At 31.0% G+C, this 18,934-nt stretch carries 15 protein-coding genes and 1 rRNA gene (1 of these 16 only partly in view); 7 read left to right on the top strand and 9 right to left on the bottom strand.

Features of this window, described 5'->3' with window-relative positions; translation table 11 throughout:
• Nucleotides 1-35: 35 nt before the first annotated feature.
• On the top strand, nt 36-830 hold the full coding sequence (locus ACN5J4_RS05125) for a DUF2797 domain-containing protein (RefSeq protein WP_418651038.1): 795 nt from the start codon (nt 36-38) through the stop codon (nt 828-830).
• Nucleotides 831-874: 44 nt separating this feature from the next.
• Here the strand turns inward: ACN5J4_RS05125 and ACN5J4_RS05120 are convergent, their stop codons facing one another.
• A complete protein-coding gene (locus ACN5J4_RS05120; protein ID WP_418651037.1) occupies nt 875-3,007 on the bottom strand; it encodes a carboxy terminal-processing peptidase in 2,133 nt (710 codons plus the stop codon).
• Between the two features lie 328 nt (nt 3,008-3,335).
• On the opposite strand from ACN5J4_RS05120, the gene surE reads away from it, so the two are divergent.
• From surE to ACN5J4_RS05100, 4 genes are read left to right on the top strand one after another with little or no spacing between them, the layout of a single operon-like run.
• Entirely contained in the window at nt 3,336-4,106 is a 771-nt protein-coding gene (gene surE / locus ACN5J4_RS05115) for a 5'/3'-nucleotidase SurE (RefSeq protein ID WP_418651036.1), read from the top strand.
• Complete coding sequence (locus ACN5J4_RS05110; RefSeq protein WP_418651035.1) at nt 4,094-4,381, top strand: hypothetical protein; 288 nt, start codon at nt 4,094-4,096, stop codon at nt 4,379-4,381. Before surE ends, ACN5J4_RS05110 begins: the two co-directional genes overlap by 13 nt.
• A gap of 10 nt (nt 4,382-4,391) precedes the next feature.
• Nucleotides 4,392-5,504 carry a lipid-A-disaccharide synthase gene (lpxB, locus tag ACN5J4_RS05105; protein ID WP_418651034.1) on the top strand — a complete coding sequence of 371 codons (1,113 nt, stop codon included), beginning with the start codon at nt 4,392-4,394 and terminating at the stop codon, nt 5,502-5,504.
• A 14-nt stretch (nt 5,505-5,518) separates the two neighbouring features.
• Complete coding sequence (locus ACN5J4_RS05100; protein ID WP_418651033.1) at nt 5,519-6,022, top strand: C40 family peptidase; 504 nt, start codon at nt 5,519-5,521, stop codon at nt 6,020-6,022.
• A 98-nt stretch (nt 6,023-6,120) separates the two neighbouring features.
• On the opposite strand, the gene obgE is transcribed toward ACN5J4_RS05100, so the two are convergent.
• From obgE to secDF, 3 genes are all read right to left on the bottom strand, one after another.
• Nucleotides 6,121-7,110 carry a GTPase ObgE gene (gene obgE / locus ACN5J4_RS05095; protein ID WP_418651032.1) on the bottom strand — a complete coding sequence of 330 codons (990 nt, stop codon included), beginning with the start codon at nt 7,108-7,110 and terminating at the stop codon, nt 6,121-6,123.
• Nucleotides 7,111-7,239: 129 nt separating this feature from the next.
• A complete protein-coding gene (locus ACN5J4_RS05090; RefSeq protein ID WP_418651031.1) occupies nt 7,240-8,358 on the bottom strand; it encodes an adenylate kinase in 1,119 nt (372 codons plus the stop codon).
• Between the two features lie 87 nt (nt 8,359-8,445).
• Nucleotides 8,446-11,439, bottom strand: a complete 2,994-nt coding sequence (gene secDF, locus ACN5J4_RS05085; protein ID WP_418651030.1) for a protein translocase subunit SecDF — start codon at nt 11,437-11,439, stop codon at nt 8,446-8,448.
• A gap of 211 nt (nt 11,440-11,650) precedes the next feature.
• Between secDF and ACN5J4_RS05080 the strand changes: the two genes are divergently transcribed.
• Nucleotides 11,651-13,327 carry a formate--tetrahydrofolate ligase gene (locus tag ACN5J4_RS05080; RefSeq protein ID WP_418651029.1) on the top strand — a complete coding sequence of 559 codons (1,677 nt, stop codon included), beginning with the start codon at nt 11,651-11,653 and terminating at the stop codon, nt 13,325-13,327.
• Between the two features lie 121 nt (nt 13,328-13,448).
• Here ACN5J4_RS05080 and ACN5J4_RS05075 read toward each other — a convergent pair whose 3' ends face one another.
• The 5 genes from ACN5J4_RS05075 to thrS form a co-directional block, all read right to left on the bottom strand.
• Nucleotides 13,449-14,048 (bottom strand): hypothetical protein, encoded by a 600-nt coding sequence (locus tag ACN5J4_RS05075; protein ID WP_418651028.1) that lies wholly within the window; start codon nt 14,046-14,048, stop codon nt 13,449-13,451.
• Between the two features lie 94 nt (nt 14,049-14,142).
• Complete coding sequence (gene rplT / locus ACN5J4_RS05070) at nt 14,143-14,487, bottom strand: 50S ribosomal protein L20 (protein ID WP_418651027.1); 345 nt, start codon at nt 14,485-14,487, stop codon at nt 14,143-14,145.
• 91 nt (nt 14,488-14,578) lie between these two features.
• Nucleotides 14,579-14,773, bottom strand: coding sequence for a 50S ribosomal protein L35 (gene rpmI, locus ACN5J4_RS05065; protein ID WP_418651026.1), 195 nt, complete (start codon nt 14,771-14,773; stop codon nt 14,579-14,581).
• Between the two features lie 45 nt (nt 14,774-14,818).
• Nucleotides 14,819-15,337: a translation initiation factor IF-3 gene (gene infC, locus ACN5J4_RS05060; RefSeq protein WP_418651140.1), complete on the bottom strand. Its 519-nt coding sequence runs from the start codon at nt 15,335-15,337 to the stop codon at nt 14,819-14,821.
• Between the two features lie 71 nt (nt 15,338-15,408).
• Nucleotides 15,409-17,355, bottom strand: coding sequence for a threonine--tRNA ligase (gene thrS, locus ACN5J4_RS05055; RefSeq protein ID WP_418651025.1), 1,947 nt, complete (start codon nt 17,353-17,355; stop codon nt 15,409-15,411).
• Between the two features lie 824 nt (nt 17,356-18,179).
• Here thrS and ACN5J4_RS05050 point away from each other — a divergent pair.
• Nucleotides 18,180-18,934: ribosomal RNA gene (locus ACN5J4_RS05050) — 16S ribosomal RNA — on the top strand (it continues 763 nt past the right edge of the window).

Raw genomic sequence — 18,934 nt, 5'->3', positions numbered from 1 at the left:
AAGTTTGTGAAGCTAAAAGTAATAAAATTTAAGACATGGAATACGAAGGAGTTTTAAAAAAAATGTACACTGAAAATTTAGATACAGTTCAGTATTATTTAGATATGAAAGCTGATTTTATAAATATGAATCAGTTGCTTAATAAGAAAATAACCTTAAGTTTTGTCACTTATGAGTGTTTGAGTTGTCATTCAGAGGAAAAGATATACCGCCAAGGTTTTTGTAAAAAATGTTTTTTTGAAACACCAAATGCTGGTGATTGGATTATTCGCCCTGAGTTAAGTAAAGCACATTTAGGTGAAGAAGATCGAGATTTATCATATGAAAAAAGTGTGCAACTTCAGCCTCATATTGTATATTTAGCAAATTCTAGTACTGTAAAAGTAGGGGTTACAAGAAAGGGGCAAATTCCAACTCGTTGGATAGATCAAGGTGCGCATGAAGCAATTGAAATTATTGAAGTACCTAATCGTTATTTAGCTGGAATTACTGAGGTTGCATTGAAAGAATATGTAGCTGATAAAACGAATTGGCGAAAAATGTTAAAGAATGATGTGGTTGATGAAAGCTTAGTTTCATGGGTAGAAAAACTACGTGTTTTTATACCTGAAGAAGCAAAGCAATATATTATAGAAAATAATACAGAGACGACTATCAATTTTCCTGTTGAAAAATATCCTTTAAAGCCTAAAAGTTTGAATATTATTAAAGAACAAAGTTATGTTGGTGTTTTAGTAGGTATAAAAGGACAATATTTAATTTTTGAAGATGAAACAGTTTTCAATATTCGTTCTAATGAAGGGCTAGTTGTAAAGTTAGATATAGCTTAATGTTATATAGTATGTAATAAAAAATGAGCCCTAGGGCTCATTTTTTATTGTTTTACAATGGTGTAATTTTTTGTCATTTTTAATTCACTTAATACGTTTAGCGCTTCATTTAAATAAATGTCTTTCTTTAAATTTTTATGCCAAACAATACGTTTTTCTTTTAAAACAGTATCATTTACAAATAAGTTTAATTCGTGTTTAGGTGAAGAAAAAGCTAGGTTAGAGTCGAACTTATAAATATTTTTAAATTGTTCACTTTCTTTTTCTTTCTTTTTGCTTTCTTTTTTAAACGTAGTATAGTTTAAAGAGTATGTTTTTTCGTCTTGATTTTTCTTTAGCCATTTAGCATAGTCATCAATTTTATTAAACTTTTCATTTTTTAAAACACGTTGTTTACTGTTGTAAATAACATCAGTAAAATTACTATATGAGTCTATAGTACTGTATTTAGCTTGCTGTACTTTATCCCAAGGTAAGGCTCCTTCTAAATCACGTTCACCAAATTTCATGTAACTATATTTAGTTGGTAATGCAATATCAGAATAAACACCTTCTATTTGAGTGGATCCTCCGTTTATTCTATAAAACTTTTGAATGGTCATTTTTAAGGCTCCTAAATCACTAGGGTACTTTTCATAAAAACGATTTATAGGCATAACATTTTGTACAGTTCCTTTGCCATAGGTTTGTTTACCTCCAATAATTACTCCACGTTTATAGTCTTGCATTGCAGCTGCAAAAATTTCAGATGCTGATGCAGAAAATTCATTAACCATAACTACTAAAGGACCATTCCATTGAGTTTTTGAATCTGTGTCATTTTTAACCAAAGGTTCTTCTCCTCTATATTTTACCTGAACAATAGGACCTTTACTTATAAATAACCCACCTATTTCAATAGCCGTTTTTAAAGATCCCCCTCCATTATCTCGTAAATCAACAATTAACCCTTTTACATTTTCATTTTTCAAACGGTCAATCTCTATTTCCATATCTTTAGCAGCATCTCTACGGCTTAAGTCATTAAAATCAATGTAAAATCTAGGTAAGTCTATAATTCCATATTTTTCACCATTTTTTTCAACAATAGTAGACTTTACAAATGTTTCATCTAATTCAACAACATCTCTAATAATAGGAATGATTTTAACAGAGCCATCAATTTTTTTCTTGACTGTTAAACGAACTTCTGTTCCTTTTTTTCCTTTTATAAATTTAATGGCATCGTCTAGCCTCATGCCCACAATATCAAGAGGTGTTTCGGTACCTTGAGCTACTTTTAAAATAATATCTTCAGGTTCTAAGTCACCTTGTTTCCATGCCGGACCTCCTGAAATTAACTCAACAATATGTGTGTATATTCCTTTTTTTTGTAAACGAGCACCAATCCCTTCTAGTTTTCCAGACATTTCTTGATCAAATCGAGATTTTGTTCGTGGAGACATATAAGTTGTATGTGGATCAAAACCACTAACTACACTATTTAAGAAGGTTGAGTACCAATCAGAATTTTCTAATTCATCAATACGTTGGTACAGTTCATCCATGTTTTTTAATACTTCTTTTCTAGCTTCGTGTTCTAGTGATTTAAATGTTTTCTTTTTAATAGTTTTATCTTTTTCTATATCTGTATTTTGAGCTGTTTCTGCTTCTTCAATTCGGCTTAAAATTGAAAGTTTTAATTGTTTTCTCCAGTAATCAATTAATTCATGTTCGTTTTTAGCAAAAGGAATTTTATCATACTCAACATCAATTAACTCCTTTTTTTTATAATCAAAAGGTTGAGCTAGTAAAGTGCGATAATTGTTTTTAGCAGCAGTTAATTTTTCTAAAAAACGATTATAAACTAATTTATAAAAATCAATTCTAGTATCTTTTAGCTGATCATCTATTTGGTATTTGAATTGAGAAAATTCTTTTAAATCTTCTTGAGTAAAATATCTTTTATTAGGGTCTAACCCATCAATAAAAGAAGTATAAACATGTTCAGAGAAATTGTCATTTAATTCTTTTTGAACGTAATGATATCTACTTAAAATATTTTTTAAAACATATACTATTACCCTGTCTTTTTCAGGGTCTTTTTCAGATGCTTTTTTATCAAAACTACTTGAATAAATAGAGGTTGAAATTAATAGTATAATTATTAAAAAAGGAACAATAAATTTCTTCTTCATATATCTCTTAAATTTTAAAGGTGTTCTCAATGTTGCTAAATTACTAAAATAATGACAATATTTTATTATAGGTATTTTTATAACTAATTTATTTAATTTTAAACAATTAAATTGTTATTAAATCACTTCAATAATCAATCCATTGTTTAATTTATATAAATAAAATCATTAATTTTTAGATATTGTAGGTATTCTCAAAAATAAAAATATCTTATTTTTTATGATTTAGTTATACAATTTTACTCAAAAAATATGGTTTTCTGTCTTTACAGAATGTTAAAATAAAAATGCTTTTTTTATGTTACATTTGTTGTAAAACTATCAAAGTATGAAAGAAAGACCTTTAATTTTGGTTACGAATGATGACGGAATTACTGCACCGGGTATTCGGATGCTTATTGAAATAATAAATAAAATAGGAGATGTTGTCGTAGTAGCTCCTGATACACCACAAAGTGGCATGGGGCATGCAATTACAGTTAATAATGTGCTGCATTGCAACCCTATAACAATTGATGAAGGGCCGCAAATTGAGTATAGTTGTTCAGGTACACCTGCTGATTGTGTTAAAATGGCAAAGAATAAAATTTTAAATCGTATCCCAGATTTATGTGTTTCAGGAATTAATCATGGAGCAAATTCATCAATAAGTGTTCTTTATTCAGGTACTATGAGTGCAGCAGTAGAAGCTGGTATTGAAGGCATACCTGCTATAGGTTTTTCATTATTGGATTTTGATTGGCATGCAGATTTTAGAGCGGCAAAAAAATTTATTGAAAAAATAATACTTAATGTTTTATTAAATGGTTTACCAGAAGGAGTTGTTCTTAATGTTAATATTCCTAAATTAAAAGAAAAAGATATTAAGGGTATTCGCATTTGTCGTCAGGCAAATGGCTTTTGGAAAGAAGATTTTGATAAGCGAAAAAGCCCCCATGGTAAAGAATATTATTGGTTAACAGGTGAGTTTGTTAATAGAGATAAAGGGCAAGATACTGATGTTTGGGCTTTGGAAAATGGATATATATCGATGGTGCCTGTTCAGTTTGATATGACAGCGCATCATGCAATTCAAAAATTAAACTCATGGGACATATAAATAAAGAAATATTAATTGGTATTCTAGTATCATTATTAGCTACAGCATGTGGTCTTTTTGTGTATTTAGAATTTATAGTTATCGACACAATTACTGAAACTTTTAAAAAAGTAAGAGAAGGTGGTGTGTTGGGACCTGTGTTAGCATTAGCTGCAATTCCTAATTTATTTGTTTTCTGGGTGTTTTTAAAAAAGAATCAAGATTATAGAGCAAGAGGTGTTTTAATAACTACCGTAATAATAGCTTTAGTAACACTTGTTTTAAAATTTATATAAAATACTCTTAATGAAATATTACATTCTTGTAGGTGAGGCTTCTGGAGATTTACATGGAGCTAATTTGATGAAGGCTTTGTTAAAGGAGGATACTAATGCTGAAATTCGTTTTTGGGGTGGAGATTTAATGGATGAAGTAGGAGGTACGCTTGTAAAACACTATAAAGAACGTGCTTTTATGGGCTTTATAGAAGTGTTACTGAATTTAAAAAAAATTTTAGGCATGATGTCTTTTTGCAAAAGAGATATCGTTAATTTTAAGCCAGATGTAATTGTTTTTATTGATAATTCAGGCTTCAATTTACGCATTGCAAAATGGGCAAAACAAAAAGGTTTTAAAACAAATTATTATATTTCACCTCAAGTTTGGGCAAGTAGAGTTGGTAGGGTAAAGGACATAAAGCGTGATATTGACGCTATGTTCGTTATTCTTCCGTTTGAAAAGGAGTTTTATAAAAAATACGAGTATAATGTAAATTTTGTAGGACATCCATTAATAGATGGAATTGCTGGTAGAAAACAAGTAGATGAATTATTGTTTAGAGAAAAGTATAATTTAGGGAGTAAAAAAATTATAGCATTATTACCTGGTAGTAGAAAGCAAGAGATAACAAAAATGCTATCGGTAATGTTATCTTTAGTTACTGATTTTTCTAATTATCAATTTGTAGTAGCAGGAGCACCTAGCCAACCTTATGATTTTTATAGAACAATTATTGAAGATAAAAATGTGAAATTTATTAATAACAAAACATATGATTTATTAAGTATCTCTTATGCGGCCCTTGTAGCCTCGGGTACAGCAACTCTAGAAGCAGCGCTGTTTAAAGTACCACAAGTGGTTTGTTATAAGGGAAGTATTATTTCATATCAAATTGCAAAACGAATAATTACTTTACAGTATATTTCGTTAGTTAATTTAATTATGGATAAAGAAGTTGTAAAAGAATTAATTCAGGATAATTTTACCAAAAAAAACTTAACAAAAGAGTTAATGTATATTCTTGAGAAAGAACAGCGAAAAAAATTAGCGAACTCTTATTTAGAATTAGAACAAAAATTAGGCGGAAAAGGAGCTTCTGAAAAAACAGCAAAATTAATTGTTAAAGGATTGAGTAACTAAAAATAATATTATTTATGATCAAAAATTTATTCTTTATTCTTTCAATTTCTTTCTTAATAACTTCTTGTGGATCGTCAAAAAATATAGCTAGTTATAAAAAAAAAGCAAGTAACAATTCTAATTCAAAGAAGCCAACAATTGCCGATAAAATTGTTTGGACAGCAGTTTCTTATAAAGGAGTTCCTTATAAGTATGCTGGTACAACAAAGAGAGGAATGGATTGTTCTGGTTTAATTCACACATCTTTTAAACAACGTAGTGTTCAATTACCTAGAACAGCTCGAGAAATGTATGGGAAAGGTTATGATATACCACTAAAAAGTGTAAAAAGAGGTGATTTATTGTTTTTTAAAACATCAAGAAAAAAAGGCAAAGTAAACCATGTAGGTTTAGTTACTTCTCAAGCTAATGGTGATATTCGTTTTATACATTCAACTTCTTCTAGAGGAGTTCTTATAAGCTCTTTGCATACTAATTATTGGAAAAAAGCATTTATTAAAGCGAAGAGAGTTTTGTGATTTTTAATTTTACTAAGTAATTATTTAATTTAAAGAAAAAGTAACATCATTTGATGTTGCTTTTTCTTTAAATTAAATAATATGATATAGAGGAAAAATTAATTCAACATATCCCATAGCTTATCTTTTAATTCTTGCAATCCGAGTTGAGCTACAGAAGAGATAAATAAAGTGTCAATACCTTTAGGTAAATCTTTTTTAATCTCGTTTTTTAATTCTTCATCTAACATGTCAGACTTAGAGATTGCGAGCAAACGATCTTTGTCTAATAATTCTGGATTATGCTTGCGTAATTCATTTAATAGAATTTCATATTCTTTATTGATATCATTACTATCTGCAGGAATTAAAAATAATAAGGTAGAGTTACGTTCAATATGACGTAAAAAATAATGACCTAATCCTTTTCCTTCGGCAGCTCCTTCAATGATACCAGGAATATCAGCAACTACAAAACTTTTATGATTACGGTGTTCTACAATACCTAAGTTAGGTTTTAGGGTTGTAAAAGCATAATCAGCAATTTTTGGTTTCGCAGCTGTTATGACAGATAGTAATGTAGATTTACCTGCATTAGGAAAACCAACTAAACCAACATCTGCTAAAAGTTTAAGTTCTATACGAAACCACCCATCTACTCCTTCAATACCAGGTTGTGCGTACCGAGGAGCCTGGTTGGTTGATGACTTGAAATGCCAGTTTCCAAGGCCTCCTTTACCCCCAGGTAATAAAATTATATCTTGATCATGATATGTAATTTCATGTAAAACTTCATCAGTATCAGCATCTCTAATAATTGTTCCTAACGGAACGGGTACAATAATATCTTTAGCGTCATGTCCTGTACTACGACTGGCGCTTCCATCACCACCTGATTCTGCTCTAAAATGACGTTTAAATTTTAAGTGAAAAAGTGTCCACATACTTTTATCACCACGTAAAATTATGTGTCCACCACGACCTCCATCACCTCCGTCAGGCCCACCTTTAGTAATGTATTTCTCACGATGTAAGTGAACAGATCCTCGACCTCCTTTACCGGAAGACGCGTAGATTTTTATATAGTCAACAAAATTTCCTTCAGTCATTTTTTCTAAGTTATTTGCTGTTTTATTTAAACAGTACTAAGCGTTATAACTAGCATCATTTCAAGTAGAGTATAAGTAGTGATTTATTGTACTTCTAAAAATTATAACCCCTTGTAATGATATTAATTTTTATAATTTATCAAATACTTTTGATAATCGTTGTGTAATTTCATCTATAGAGCCAACACCGTTTACTCCATAATAATTGCCCTGATTTTGGTAGAAATCTTTTAAAATAGCAGTTTTAGTATTGTATTCATTAAAGCGATTTCTAATTTTACTTTCATCAGTATCATCTGTTCTACCACTCGTTTTCCCTCTTTCAAGGATACGTTCTACTAATAAATCTTCAGGTACTTCTAAAGCAACCATTCCGTTAATACGTTCGTTCTTTTCACTTAAAAAAGCATCTAAAGCTTCTGCTTGAGATTGTGTTCTTGGAAAACCATCAAAAATAAATCCATTAGCTGTAGTGTTTTTTTCTACTTCAGCTTTTAGCATATTTATAGTTACTTCATCAGGAACCAAGTTTCCGTTATCCATATAAGTTTTAGCGAGTAAACCTAATTCAGTTTTATTTTTAATATTAAAACGGAAAACATCTCCAGTGGAAATATGCACTAAATTATATTTTTCTTTTAATAAATCTGCTTGTGTTCCTTTTCCTGCTCCTGGAGGACCAAATAATACGATGTTTGTCATTTTAGGTTGATTTGTTAATTGATAAATAGCAGATAAGTTTCTACCATAACCTTTATAGTCTAGTCCGTAACCAACAATAAATGTATCTTTAATACTTTTTCCGATGTAATTTATTGGTAGCTCTTTTCGGTAAACATCAGGTTTATAGAAAAGTGTAGCTATTTTTAATTCCTTAATATTTTTTGTTTTGAAAATTTCATAAATTTTCTGTAAAGTTGTGCCAGTATCAATAATATCTTCTAAAATAACAACTGTACGGTTTGTTAAGTTTTCATTAATACCAATTAATTCCTCTACATTTTCTGATGAAGTTATTCCTTTATAAGAGGATAGTTTTACAAAACTAATTTCACAATCTCCTTTGAATTCACGTAAAAAATCAGCTGTAAAAACAAAGCATCCGTTGAGTATCCCAATAAACAAAGGAACCTCATTTTTTGGTAAATCAGCTTTTATTTTTTTTGCTAATGTTTTGACAATGTCTGAAAGTTCATTTGAAGAAATGAACTGCTTAAAATATAAATCGTGAAGTTTTGTTATTTTCATGATATCGCAAAGATAGTTGCTTGACAGTAAATGAAAAAACCGTTTTGAATAAAGTTCAAAACGGTTTTTTCTATATATATAGTTTTATTATTCTTTGTTTTCTTTTTTAGAAGCATCGAACATGATAGGTGTTGCAACAAATAATGATGAGTAGGTACCTACAACCACACCAACAATTAAAGCAAACATAAAACCTTTAATACTGTCTCCTCCAAAAAAGAAAATAGCTAACATTACTAGTAATGTTGTTAAAGAAGTATTAATCGTTCTACCCAAAGTACTATTTAATGCTTTGTTCACCAAGCTAGCTGTAGTCGAGTTTTTTTCTTCTGTAAATTCTCTAATTCTGTCAAAAATTACTACAGTATCATTCAATGAGTATCCAACTACAGTTAAAATAGCAGCTATAAATGATTGCCCAATTTCCATATCAAAAGGCATAAATTTATAACAGATAGAAAAAACTCCTAACACCACTAATACATCATGGAAAACAGCTGCTACTGCACCAATAGAAAACGCTATTTTTCTAAAACGTAATAAAATATATAAGAATACGACGATTAATGAACCGACTACTGCCCATAAAGCTGATTTTTTAATATCATCAGCAATTGTTGGTTCTACTTTCATATAACTCATAATTCCACTACCAGCTTTTTCAAAACCTGGTTTAAAGCTTTCATATGAAGTTGTACCTAAATATGATTTTAGCCCTGTAAATAATGATTTTTGAACTGAATCATCTACTTCACTTCCTTCTTGATCAATTTTAAAAGCAGTAGTTATCTTTAATTGATGATCCGAACCATATGTTTTAACTTCAGGAGAAGACCCAAAAGCATCTTTTAAGCTAGAAGCAACTTCGCTAGCATTCATTGGCTGTTCAAAACGAACAACATAAGAACGACCTCCTTTAAAATCAACTCCTTGTTTTAAACCTAACGTAAAGATTGATGTTAATCCAGCTAAAATAAAGAATCCAGAAATGATATACGCTAATTTACGTTTCTTTAAAAATTCAATGTTTATGTTTTGAAACCAGTTTTTAGAGATATTTGTGTTAAAAGGTAAAGCAGTTCCTTTTTCAACAGATTTATCAATAAATAAACGAGTGATAAAAATTGCAGTAAATAAAGACGTTGCAATACCAAGCATTAAAGTATAAGCAAATCCTTTAATTGGCCCTGTACCAAATATAAATAAAATAACACCTGTTAAAAATGTCGTAATATTGGCATCAATAATTGCTGATAAAGCTCCTTTAAAACTAAATCCTTCATCAACAGAAGTTTCTAAAGTTTGTCCACCTTTTAAGGCTTCTTTAATTCTTTCAAAAATAATAACATTCGCATCTACTGACATACCTATTGTTAAAATAATACCAGCAATACCAGGTAAAGTTAAAACCGCATTATATGAAGCTAACCATCCGAAGATAAATAAAATGTTTACTAATAAAGCAATGTTTGCATAAATACCCGCTTTACCGTAGTATAAAAACATCCAAACTAATATTAATAAAATAGCCAATCCGAATGACCAAATACTTGCGTCAATAGATTCTTGCCCTAATGATGGTCCAACAACTTCTGCTTGAATAATTCTAGCAGGAGCAGGTAATTTACCAGCTTTTAATACCGTAGAAATATCTTGAGCTTCTTCAATAGCCATAGCTCCTCCAGAAATTTGAGTACTTCCTCCTGTAATAGCTCCGTTTACAACAGGTGCTGTATATACGTAGTTATCTAAAACAACGGCAACGAATTTACCAACATTATCACCAGTCATTTTTGCCCATTTTTTAGAACCAGCAGCATTCATAACCATAGATACAACAGGCTTACCCATTTGGTCGAAATCTGCAATTGCATCTGCAATTACATCACCATCAATAGTAGCTTTGTCGTTTCTGTTCGATTTTATTGCGTATAAGTTAATAATTTCAGCAGTACCATCAGCACTTTTTTGTGCTTTATAATCCCATAAGAATTTAACGTACTTTAAATTTGCAGGTAATAATGCTCTTATGCTCTTATTAGTAAGTAAACTGTTTACTTGTGCTGTATCTTGTACTCTTGCACTTGCAACTATAGAACTCATTTGTTGTTGATTTTGAGCTACATTAGGATATAAGTAAGTAAATAAGTTCTTTTGAGTATCAGCTTTTTTTGTTGATTCAGTAGATTCACCTAATAAATCATCAATGTCATCTGTTTTTGTAGTGTCTTTAACTTCTGTTGTTGCTGTTACTGTATTATCTTTTAATAATTCAGCAACTCTTGCATTTGCAGTAAAGAAAAAGTTTTGAACTTCAGTATTTGTATATACTTCCCAAAACTGTAATTCAGCAGTACTAGTAATTAATTTAGTAACACGCTCAATATCTTTAGCACCTGGTAATTCAATTTGAATTCTTCCAGAGTTTCCGATACGTTGAATACTTGGTTGTGTTACACCAAATTTATCAATACGGCTACGTAATACTTCGAAAGAAGTATTAATAGAAGTATTAATTTCTTCTTGTAAAGCTAATTTTACTTTTTCATTATCATCGTTAAATAAAATTACTTCACGTTCACGTAAAGCTTTTGTTCCAAAAATCTCAGGATCACTTAATTTTACTTTCCCATTGCTTACAACTTCAAATTGGGTTAAAAATAAGTCTAAGTAATTTTCTTGACTGTCTTTTTGAGCTTCACTTGCTTTGGCTAAAGCTTCTTTAAAAACAATATTTTCTGAGTTATTTGACAAAGCAATTAAGATGTCTTTTACAGATACTTGTAAAATAGCATTAATACCACCTTTTAAGTCTAAACCAAGGTTCATTTCACGTTCCTTAATATCGTCATAAGTATATTTAGCAACGCCTAAATTTACAACTTCATCGTTAGCAACACTATCAAGGTATTTTCTTTCGAATTTAGCTAACGCTCTACCGTTGTTGTCTTTAACGTTCTCCTTTGCATATACTTTTGCGCTGTCTTCTACTTTATTAGCAAAAAATGTAAACGACAATTGGTACAAGCTTACTAATCCGAAAAGGACAGCAAATAATTTAATCAGACCTTTGTTTTGCATCTATAATAATTTAAATCGAGTTCTTTTTTAAAACGTGCAAATATAGTGTTTTGAAAAAGATTTGCCAATTCTTTTGATATATTTATCTGATTGAAGAGTGTTTGGTTAGAGAAAGCTTGCGGATATCAGTTTTTTTTAGGAATTATATTATGTATATTTACTAAATTTTATTCATAATAAATAATAACTTAAAATTATACATAAATAAGCTATGGCACATTTATCAGATATTGAGATAGCTCAAGCAAAAGATTTACAGCATATTAAACATATTGCAAAAAAGCTTAATATAAAAGAAGACGATTTAGAGATGTACGGAAAGTATAAAGCTAAGTTGCCTTTAAACCTTATTAACGAAAAAAAAATTAAAGAAAATAATTTAGTTTTAGTTACTGCTTTAACACCTACTCCTGCAGGAGAAGGAAAAACAACTGTTTCAATCGGTGTAACCGAGGGGTTAAATAAAATAGGTAAACAAGCAACAGTAGTATTACGTGAACCATCATTAGGACCTGTTTTTGGTATTAAAGGAGGTGCTGCAGGTGGAGGATACTCTCAAGTTTTACCAATGGAAGATATTAATCTTCATTTTACAGGAGATTTTAATGCTATTGAAAAGGCTAATAATTTATTGGCTGCTTTAATTGATAATAATTTACAAAGTAGTGTTAATAATTTAAATATTGACCCTCGTACTATTTTATGGAAGAGAGTAATTGATATGAATGATCGTGCATTACGTCAAATTACAATTGGCTTGGGTGGTACAGGGAATGGAATTCCTCGTGAAGACGGTTTCAATATAACTCCAGCATCTGAAGTGATGGCGATACTTTGTATGGCAATGAATTTTGATGATTTGAAAAAACGTTTAGGAAGTATTTTTATAGGATTTACTTTTGATAAAAAGCCTGTTTTTGCACGTGATTTAAATGCTCAAGATGCGATGGCAATTTTATTAAAAGATGCTATCAAGCCTAATTTAGTTCAAACTTTAGAAGAGAATCCTGCAATTATTCATGGAGGACCTTTTGCTAATATAGCCCAAGGAACAAATACCATTATTGCTACAAAAATGGGGTTATCATTATCTAATTACGTTGTAACAGAAGCAGGTTTTGGAGCAGATTTAGGAGCCGAAAAATTCTTAAATATCAAATCGCAATATGCAGGATTAAATCCTAAATGTGTGGTTTTAGTAGCGACTGTCAGAGCATTGCGTCATCATGGAGGTGCCCAAAAAGAAGCGTACAATACACCAAGTTTAGAGCGTGTTGAAAATGGATTTAAAAATTTAGAAAAGCATATTGAAAATATACGTAAATTTAATATTGAACCAGTTGTTGCTATCAATTCTTTTATTTCTGATTCGCAAGAAGAAGTGAATTTTGTTATTGAAGCGTGTGCCAAATTAGGTGTTGAAGCAGTCGTTTCTGAAGGATGGGCAAAAGGAGGTGAAGGAACTAAAAATTTAGCCAAAGCTGTTGTTAATGTTGTTGAAAATAAAGCAACACAATTTAAGCCATTATATGATTGGAAAAGCCCAATTAAAGATAAAATAGAAGTAATTGCTAAAGAAATTTATGGTGCAGATGCAGTAACGTATGATAAAAAAGCAGAATTAAATTTACGAAGAATTGCTCGTTTAGGTTTTAATGATTTTGCAGTTTGTATGGCTAAAACTCAAAAATCTTTTTCAGATGATGATAAATTAATTGGAAGACCAACTGGTTTTATAGTAAATGTACGTGAAATTGAAATTGCAGCAGGAGCACAGTTTGTAATTCCTATTTTAGGAAAAATGATGCGTATGCCAGGTTTACCAGCTGTACCAGCATCAGAAAATATGAGTATTGATAATAATGGTTTAATATCAGGGTTATCTTAAATATAGTATTTTTTTCAATAAAAAAACCCTCAGGTATAAAAAGCATGGGGGTTTTTTTAAAAAAAATATAGATACAAAAATAACTCATAAGAAGTTGCTTTTGTACATAATATTATTATAGTTAATTAACACCACGTTGTTTGTTAATTTCATCTTGTAGTTGACGCCTTAATTTTTGTTCTTTGTTAATAGAATTCCTCTTATATTGTTCAAATTCATTTTCCATATCTAATAACAAACCTTTAGTTTCTTTAGTTATAAAATTACTATTATTAAACCTATAAATAAAAAAAGCTAAACCGAATAATAATGTAAATGCAATACTCCACATAATAGTATTGTATAGGTTTTTATTAATTATTTTACCGAAAAGAGAAATACCATCTTCTTTTTCAATAGATAAAGATAAGTCTTCTTTTAGTTTACTAATTTCATTTTTTAAAACATTTTCCTTTTTTAATTGAGCATCTAGTTTGAGTTGTTTAGTAAAAATATCCTTTTTAATAGCAGCAATGCTATCTAGTATGTTTTTTTCAAAGCTCATAAACTGCGTACGTTTAATCATTTTATATTCCTGCCAATTATTAGATAGACGATATATTTTAATAAATTGATTTTCAATAGTATTTGGAAGTGAATCTATTTGGGTTTTAGATAAACGATTTTGCGCAGTAATATTTTGTGTTATAAGAATTAGTAATAGGATTCTTAAAGTTTTCATAGATGATAGTTTTATTTCAAATTTTTAATTTAATAGGTTTAAAAAAACCCAAACGGTTAAGTTTGGGTTTTTAGTATAAGCAAGTATATGAAACTTATTTTACTTTTTCTACAATGGCCTTAAAAGCTTCTGGATTGTTCATTGCTAAATCAGCTAAAACCTTACGGTTTAATTCGATGTTGTTAGCTTTTACTTTTCCCATAAACTGTGAGTAAGACATTCCGAACTGACGAGCTCCTGCGTTGATACGCTGAATCCATAATGCACGGAAGTTTCTCTTATTGTTTTTACGGTCACGATAAGCATATGTCATTGCTTTTTCTACCGCATTTTTTGCTACTGTATAAACGTTTTTACGTCTTCCAAAGTAACCTTTTGCTGCCTTCAAGATTTTTTTTCTTCTTCTTCTTGAGGCTACTGAATTTACTGATCTTGGCATAATTCAAATGTTTTTTGTAGTAGGCGATCGATTATTCGATACTTATTTGAGCCTAACTCCATGGTTAATAATTAAATTCCCTTGCTAACAATTATATAACTAATTGTTGCTTAATATTTGCTACATCAGACTTGTGAACTAATGTTGCGTGTCTTAAAGCAAGCTTACGCTTTTTAGATTTCTTTGTTAAGATGTGACTTTTAAAAGCGTGCTTTCTTTTGATCTTCCCAGAACCAGTTATCTTGAAACGTTTCTTGGCACTAGATTTTGTTTTAATTTTAGGCATCTCTGTTATTTAGTTTATCTTGCTTATATATTGTAAATAATCATGTTACTTAGCTTTTTTAGGAGCTATAAACATAATCATACGTTTTCCTTCTAATTTAGGCATTTGTTCTACCTTACCATATTCTTCTAGTTCTTGCGCTAATTTTAATAATAAAATTTGCCCTTGTTCTTTAAAAACAATCGAACGTCCTTTGAAAAAAACAAATGCTTTTAATTTAGCACCGTCTTGTAAAAACTTAATAGCATGTTTCTTTTTAAACTCATAATCATGCTCATCAGTTTGAGGTCCGAAGCGAATCTCTTTAACAGTAACTTTTGTTGCTTTTGACTTTAAAGCTTTATCACGTTTTTTTTGTTCGTATAAAAACTTTTTGTAATCAATAATTTTACAAACAGGAGGAACAGCTTTAGGTGAAATTTCAACTAAATCTAACTCTTGTTCAATTGCCATTTCTTTGGCTTTTTCTAAAGGATAAACACCTACTTCGATGTTTTCGCCTACAAGACGAACTTCATCAACATACTTAATTTTTTCATTAATTCTATGTTGATCTTCTTTAATTACCCTTAGCGGTCTACGTCCGCCTCTTCTTCTAATTGCTATGACTCATGATTTTAAATTATTACTATTTTTTAGTTACCAAAAGGTACTAATGTTTTATTAACTTCTTTTTGTATTAGAGAAATAAATTCTTCTATAGTAAATATTCCAATATCCCCTTCACCGTGTTTTCTAACAGATACTGTGCCATCTAACTCCTCTTTCTCTCCAATGATTACCATAAAAGGTATTTTATTTACTTCAGCATCACGAATTTTCCTTCCAGTTTTCTCGTTACGGGAATCTACTAGGGCGCGAATTTCGGAATTTTCTAACGATTCTAAAACTTTTTTCGTATATTTTTCATATTTCTCGCTGATAGGCAGTATAGTTACCTGTTCAGGCGTGAGCCAAAGCGGAAAATTTCCTCCTGTATGCTCTAGTAGTACAGCGATAAAACGCTCCATAGAACCAAAAGGAGCCCTGTGAATCATTACAGGTCTGTGTAGTTGATTATCTGCCCCTTTGTAAGTTAAATCAAATCGTTTTGGTAAATTATAGTCTACTTGTATCGTTCCTAACTGCCAACTTCTGCCTAAAGCATCCTTTACCATAAAGTCTAATTTTGGTCCATAAAAGGCAGCTTCCCCTTCTTCAATAATAAAATCTAAGCCTTTATCTGTAGCAGCATTAATAATTGCTTGTTCAGCTAATTCCCATGTTTTAATATCTCCAATATACTTATCAAGGTTTTTCATATCTCTAATTGAAACCTGAGCAGTAAAATCTTCAAAACCTAAAGATCTAAACACATATAATACTAAATCAATTACGTCTTTAAATTCTTGATCTAATTGTTCAGGAGTACAAAAAATATGTGCATCATCTTGAGTAAAACCTCTTACACGAGTTAGTCCATGTAATTCACCACTTTGTTCATACCTATATACAGTTCCAAACTCAGCAAAACGCTTTGGTAAATCTTTGTATGAATGTGGTTTAAAATTATAAACTTCACAGTGATGTGGGCAGTTCATTGGCTTCAACAAAAACTCTTCATCCATTTTAGGAGTTTTTATTGGCTGAAAACTATCTGCACCATATTTTTCATAATGACCAGAGGTAACATATAATTCTTTCTGACCAATATGTGGTGTCATCACCATTTCATAACCTGATTTCTTTTGTGCTTTCTTTAAGAAATCTTCTAAACGACCTCTAAGTGCTGCGCCTTTTGGCAACCATAAAGGTAAACCAGCACCAACTTTTTGTGAAAACGTAAACAACTCTAATTCTTTACCTAGTTTTCTATGATCACGTTTCTTAGCTTCTTCTAATAACTCTAAATACTCAGTAAGCATCTTTTGTTTTGGAAAACTAACACCATATATACGAGTTAACTGATTGTTTTTTTCATCACCTCTCCAATAAGCACCGGCAACATTCATTACTTTAATTGCCTTTATTATTCCTGTATTTGGAATATGCCCTCCTCTACATAAATCAGTAAAGTCACTGTGATCACAAAAAGTAATTTCTCCGTCAGTTAAGTTTTCAATTAATTCAACCTTATATTGATTTCCTTCTTTCTCGTAATAAGCTAAAGCATCAGCTTTAGAAATAGATCGTAATTTAAACTCATGTTTTCCACGAGCCAATTCTAAAAATTTCTTTTCAATAGCCGAGAAATCTTTTTCAGAAATAATTTCTTCACCTAAATCGATATCATAATAAAAACCATTATCAATTGCTGGTCCAATTGTTAATTTCGCATTTGGATGAAATGTTAAAATGGCTTGTGCTAATACGTGAGCAGAAGAATGCCAAAAAGCTTTCTTTCCGTCATTGTCATTAAAGGTATATAGTATTAAAGAACCATCTGTAGTAATTGGAGTGGAGGTTTCAATGGTTGTTCCGTTAAAATTAGCCGAAATAACATTTCTAGCAAACCCTTCGCTTATACTTTTAGCAACATCCATAGGTGTGCTATTTATTTCAAATTCTTTGACGCTACCATCTGGTAATGTAATTTTAATCATTGTATATATGTGTTATGTTTAATTCTCTTACAAGTGAGAATTTTATGCAGCAAAGATATTGTAAAACCTTTTTTTGTACACTATAATAGGTATAATGTTTTTATGGCGAGTCAATTTTCTCAAAATTGTCAGGCTTTCACTACTCGCTTTTTTACTTTTCAAGATAAAAAGAGCTCAAACAAGCCGTTCAATCCTTCTCGCAAGGCATATTTTAAGATACGATGTAGGTAGATTCACAAATAATTCAAGTGTTAAAAGCTTGGTAAATAAGATAAAAGAAAATACGTAATAAAAAAGATTAAAATAATGGTTGCTATGTTAGAAAAGGAATTTATATTTGCAGCCGCTAAGGGAAAAAGGAGTACTAAAGCAAAAGAGTTAAAAGCTTCGCCAGTTCATTAAAATAGGAGTTAAGATAGTTTTAAAGAAGGTGAAAAATAAGTTAATTTTTACTTATTTAAATCGAAAGAAAGGAAGTGTCTTTGCAGTCCGATTTAGGAAAAGCAGTTCATTTAAGTGCTACAAAAAAAACTTTAAAAAACTTTTGTCAGTTTTAGAAAAGTTTATATATTTGCAACCGCTTTAAGAGAGCGTAACGATCAAGAGATTTTGGAAATGACGTTGATAAGTCAGTTAGTTCGATTCTAACGTTTCTACAAAAAGTCTGAGAAGATTAACGAGTTGAAAAATACTTGTTTGTGTCGACTCGACAAGTTCATTGAAAATATTGAAATTGACAGCGTAAACAAAGAGTAGAATAACCACGTTCTAATAATTTAGAACAAATTCTTTTGAAACTTATTCATTAATATTATTTACAATATACAATGAAGAGTTTGATCCTGGCTCAGGATGAACGCTAGCGGCAGGCTTAACACATGCAAGTCGAGGGGTAACATTGTGCTTGCACAGATGACGACCGGCGAACGGGTGCGTAACGCGTATAGAATCTGCCTTGTACAGGAGGATAGCCTTTAGAAATGAAGATTAACACTCCATAATGTATAGTTTCGGCATCGAAACTCTATTAAACATTTATGGGTACAAGATGACTATGCGTCCTATTAGCTAGATGGTAAGGTAACGGCTTACCATGGCAACGATAGGTAGGGGGTCTGAGAGGATTATCCCCCACACTGGTACTGAGACACGGACCAGACTCCTACGGGAGGCAGCAGTGAGGAATATTGGTCAATGGAGGCAACTCTGAACCAGCCATGCCGCGTGCAGGATGACTGCCCTATGGGTTGTAAACTGCTTTTATACAGGAAGAAACCGTGCTACGTGTAGCATCTTGACGGTACTGTAAGAATAAGGACCGGCTAACTCCGTGCCAGCAGCCGCGGTAATACGGAGGGTCCAAGCGTTATCCGGAATCATTGGGTTTAAAGGGTCCGCAGGCGGTCAATTAAGTCAGAGGTGAAAGCCCATCGCTCAACGATGGAACTGCCTTTGATACTGGTTGACTTGAGTTATACGGAAGTAGATAGAATAAGTAGTGTAGCGGTGAAATGCATAGATATTACTTAGAATACCGATTGCGAAGGCAGTCTACTACGTATATACTGACGCTCATGGA

The sequence above is a fragment of the Tenacibaculum aestuariivivum genome (assembly GCF_964507685.1).
GTDB classification, from domain to species: domain Bacteria; phylum Bacteroidota; class Bacteroidia; order Flavobacteriales; family Flavobacteriaceae; genus Polaribacter; species Polaribacter aestuariivivum.
The sequence above is the reverse complement of the archived record's forward strand: the minus strand, read 5'-3'. Positions and strand labels throughout refer to the sequence as shown.

What these genes read in the sequence shown, in the direction of transcription:
- ACN5J4_RS05100 (WP_418651033.1), top strand. Translation starts at nt 5,519, where the DNA reads ATGATCAAAAATTTATTCTTTATTCTTTCAATTTCTTTCTTAATAACT.
- thrS (WP_418651025.1), bottom strand. Translation starts at nt 17,355, where the DNA reads ATGATTAAAATTACATTACCAGATGGTAGCGTCAAAGAATTTGAAATA.
- rpmI (WP_418651026.1), bottom strand. Translation starts at nt 14,773, where the DNA reads ATGCCTAAAATTAAAACAAAATCTAGTGCCAAGAAACGTTTCAAGATA.
- ACN5J4_RS05125 (WP_418651038.1), top strand. Translation starts at nt 36, where the DNA reads ATGGAATACGAAGGAGTTTTAAAAAAAATGTACACTGAAAATTTAGAT.
- secDF (WP_418651030.1), bottom strand. Translation starts at nt 11,439, where the DNA reads ATGCAAAACAAAGGTCTGATTAAATTATTTGCTGTCCTTTTCGGATTA.
- ACN5J4_RS05080 (WP_418651029.1), top strand. Translation starts at nt 11,651, where the DNA reads ATGGCACATTTATCAGATATTGAGATAGCTCAAGCAAAAGATTTACAG.
- ACN5J4_RS05120 (WP_418651037.1), bottom strand. Translation starts at nt 3,007, where the DNA reads ATGAAGAAGAAATTTATTGTTCCTTTTTTAATAATTATACTATTAATT.
- obgE (WP_418651032.1), bottom strand. Translation starts at nt 7,110, where the DNA reads ATGACTGAAGGAAATTTTGTTGACTATATAAAAATCTACGCGTCTTCC.
- ACN5J4_RS05110 (WP_418651035.1), top strand. Translation starts at nt 4,094, where the DNA reads ATGGGACATATAAATAAAGAAATATTAATTGGTATTCTAGTATCATTA.
- rplT (WP_418651027.1), bottom strand. Translation starts at nt 14,487, where the DNA reads ATGCCAAGATCAGTAAATTCAGTAGCCTCAAGAAGAAGAAGAAAAAAA.
- ACN5J4_RS05090 (WP_418651031.1), bottom strand. Translation starts at nt 8,358, where the DNA reads ATGAAAATAACAAAACTTCACGATTTATATTTTAAGCAGTTCATTTCT.
- ACN5J4_RS05075 (WP_418651028.1), bottom strand. Translation starts at nt 14,048, where the DNA reads ATGAAAACTTTAAGAATCCTATTACTAATTCTTATAACACAAAATATT.
- surE (WP_418651036.1), top strand. Translation starts at nt 3,336, where the DNA reads ATGAAAGAAAGACCTTTAATTTTGGTTACGAATGATGACGGAATTACT.
- lpxB (WP_418651034.1), top strand. Translation starts at nt 4,392, where the DNA reads ATGAAATATTACATTCTTGTAGGTGAGGCTTCTGGAGATTTACATGGA.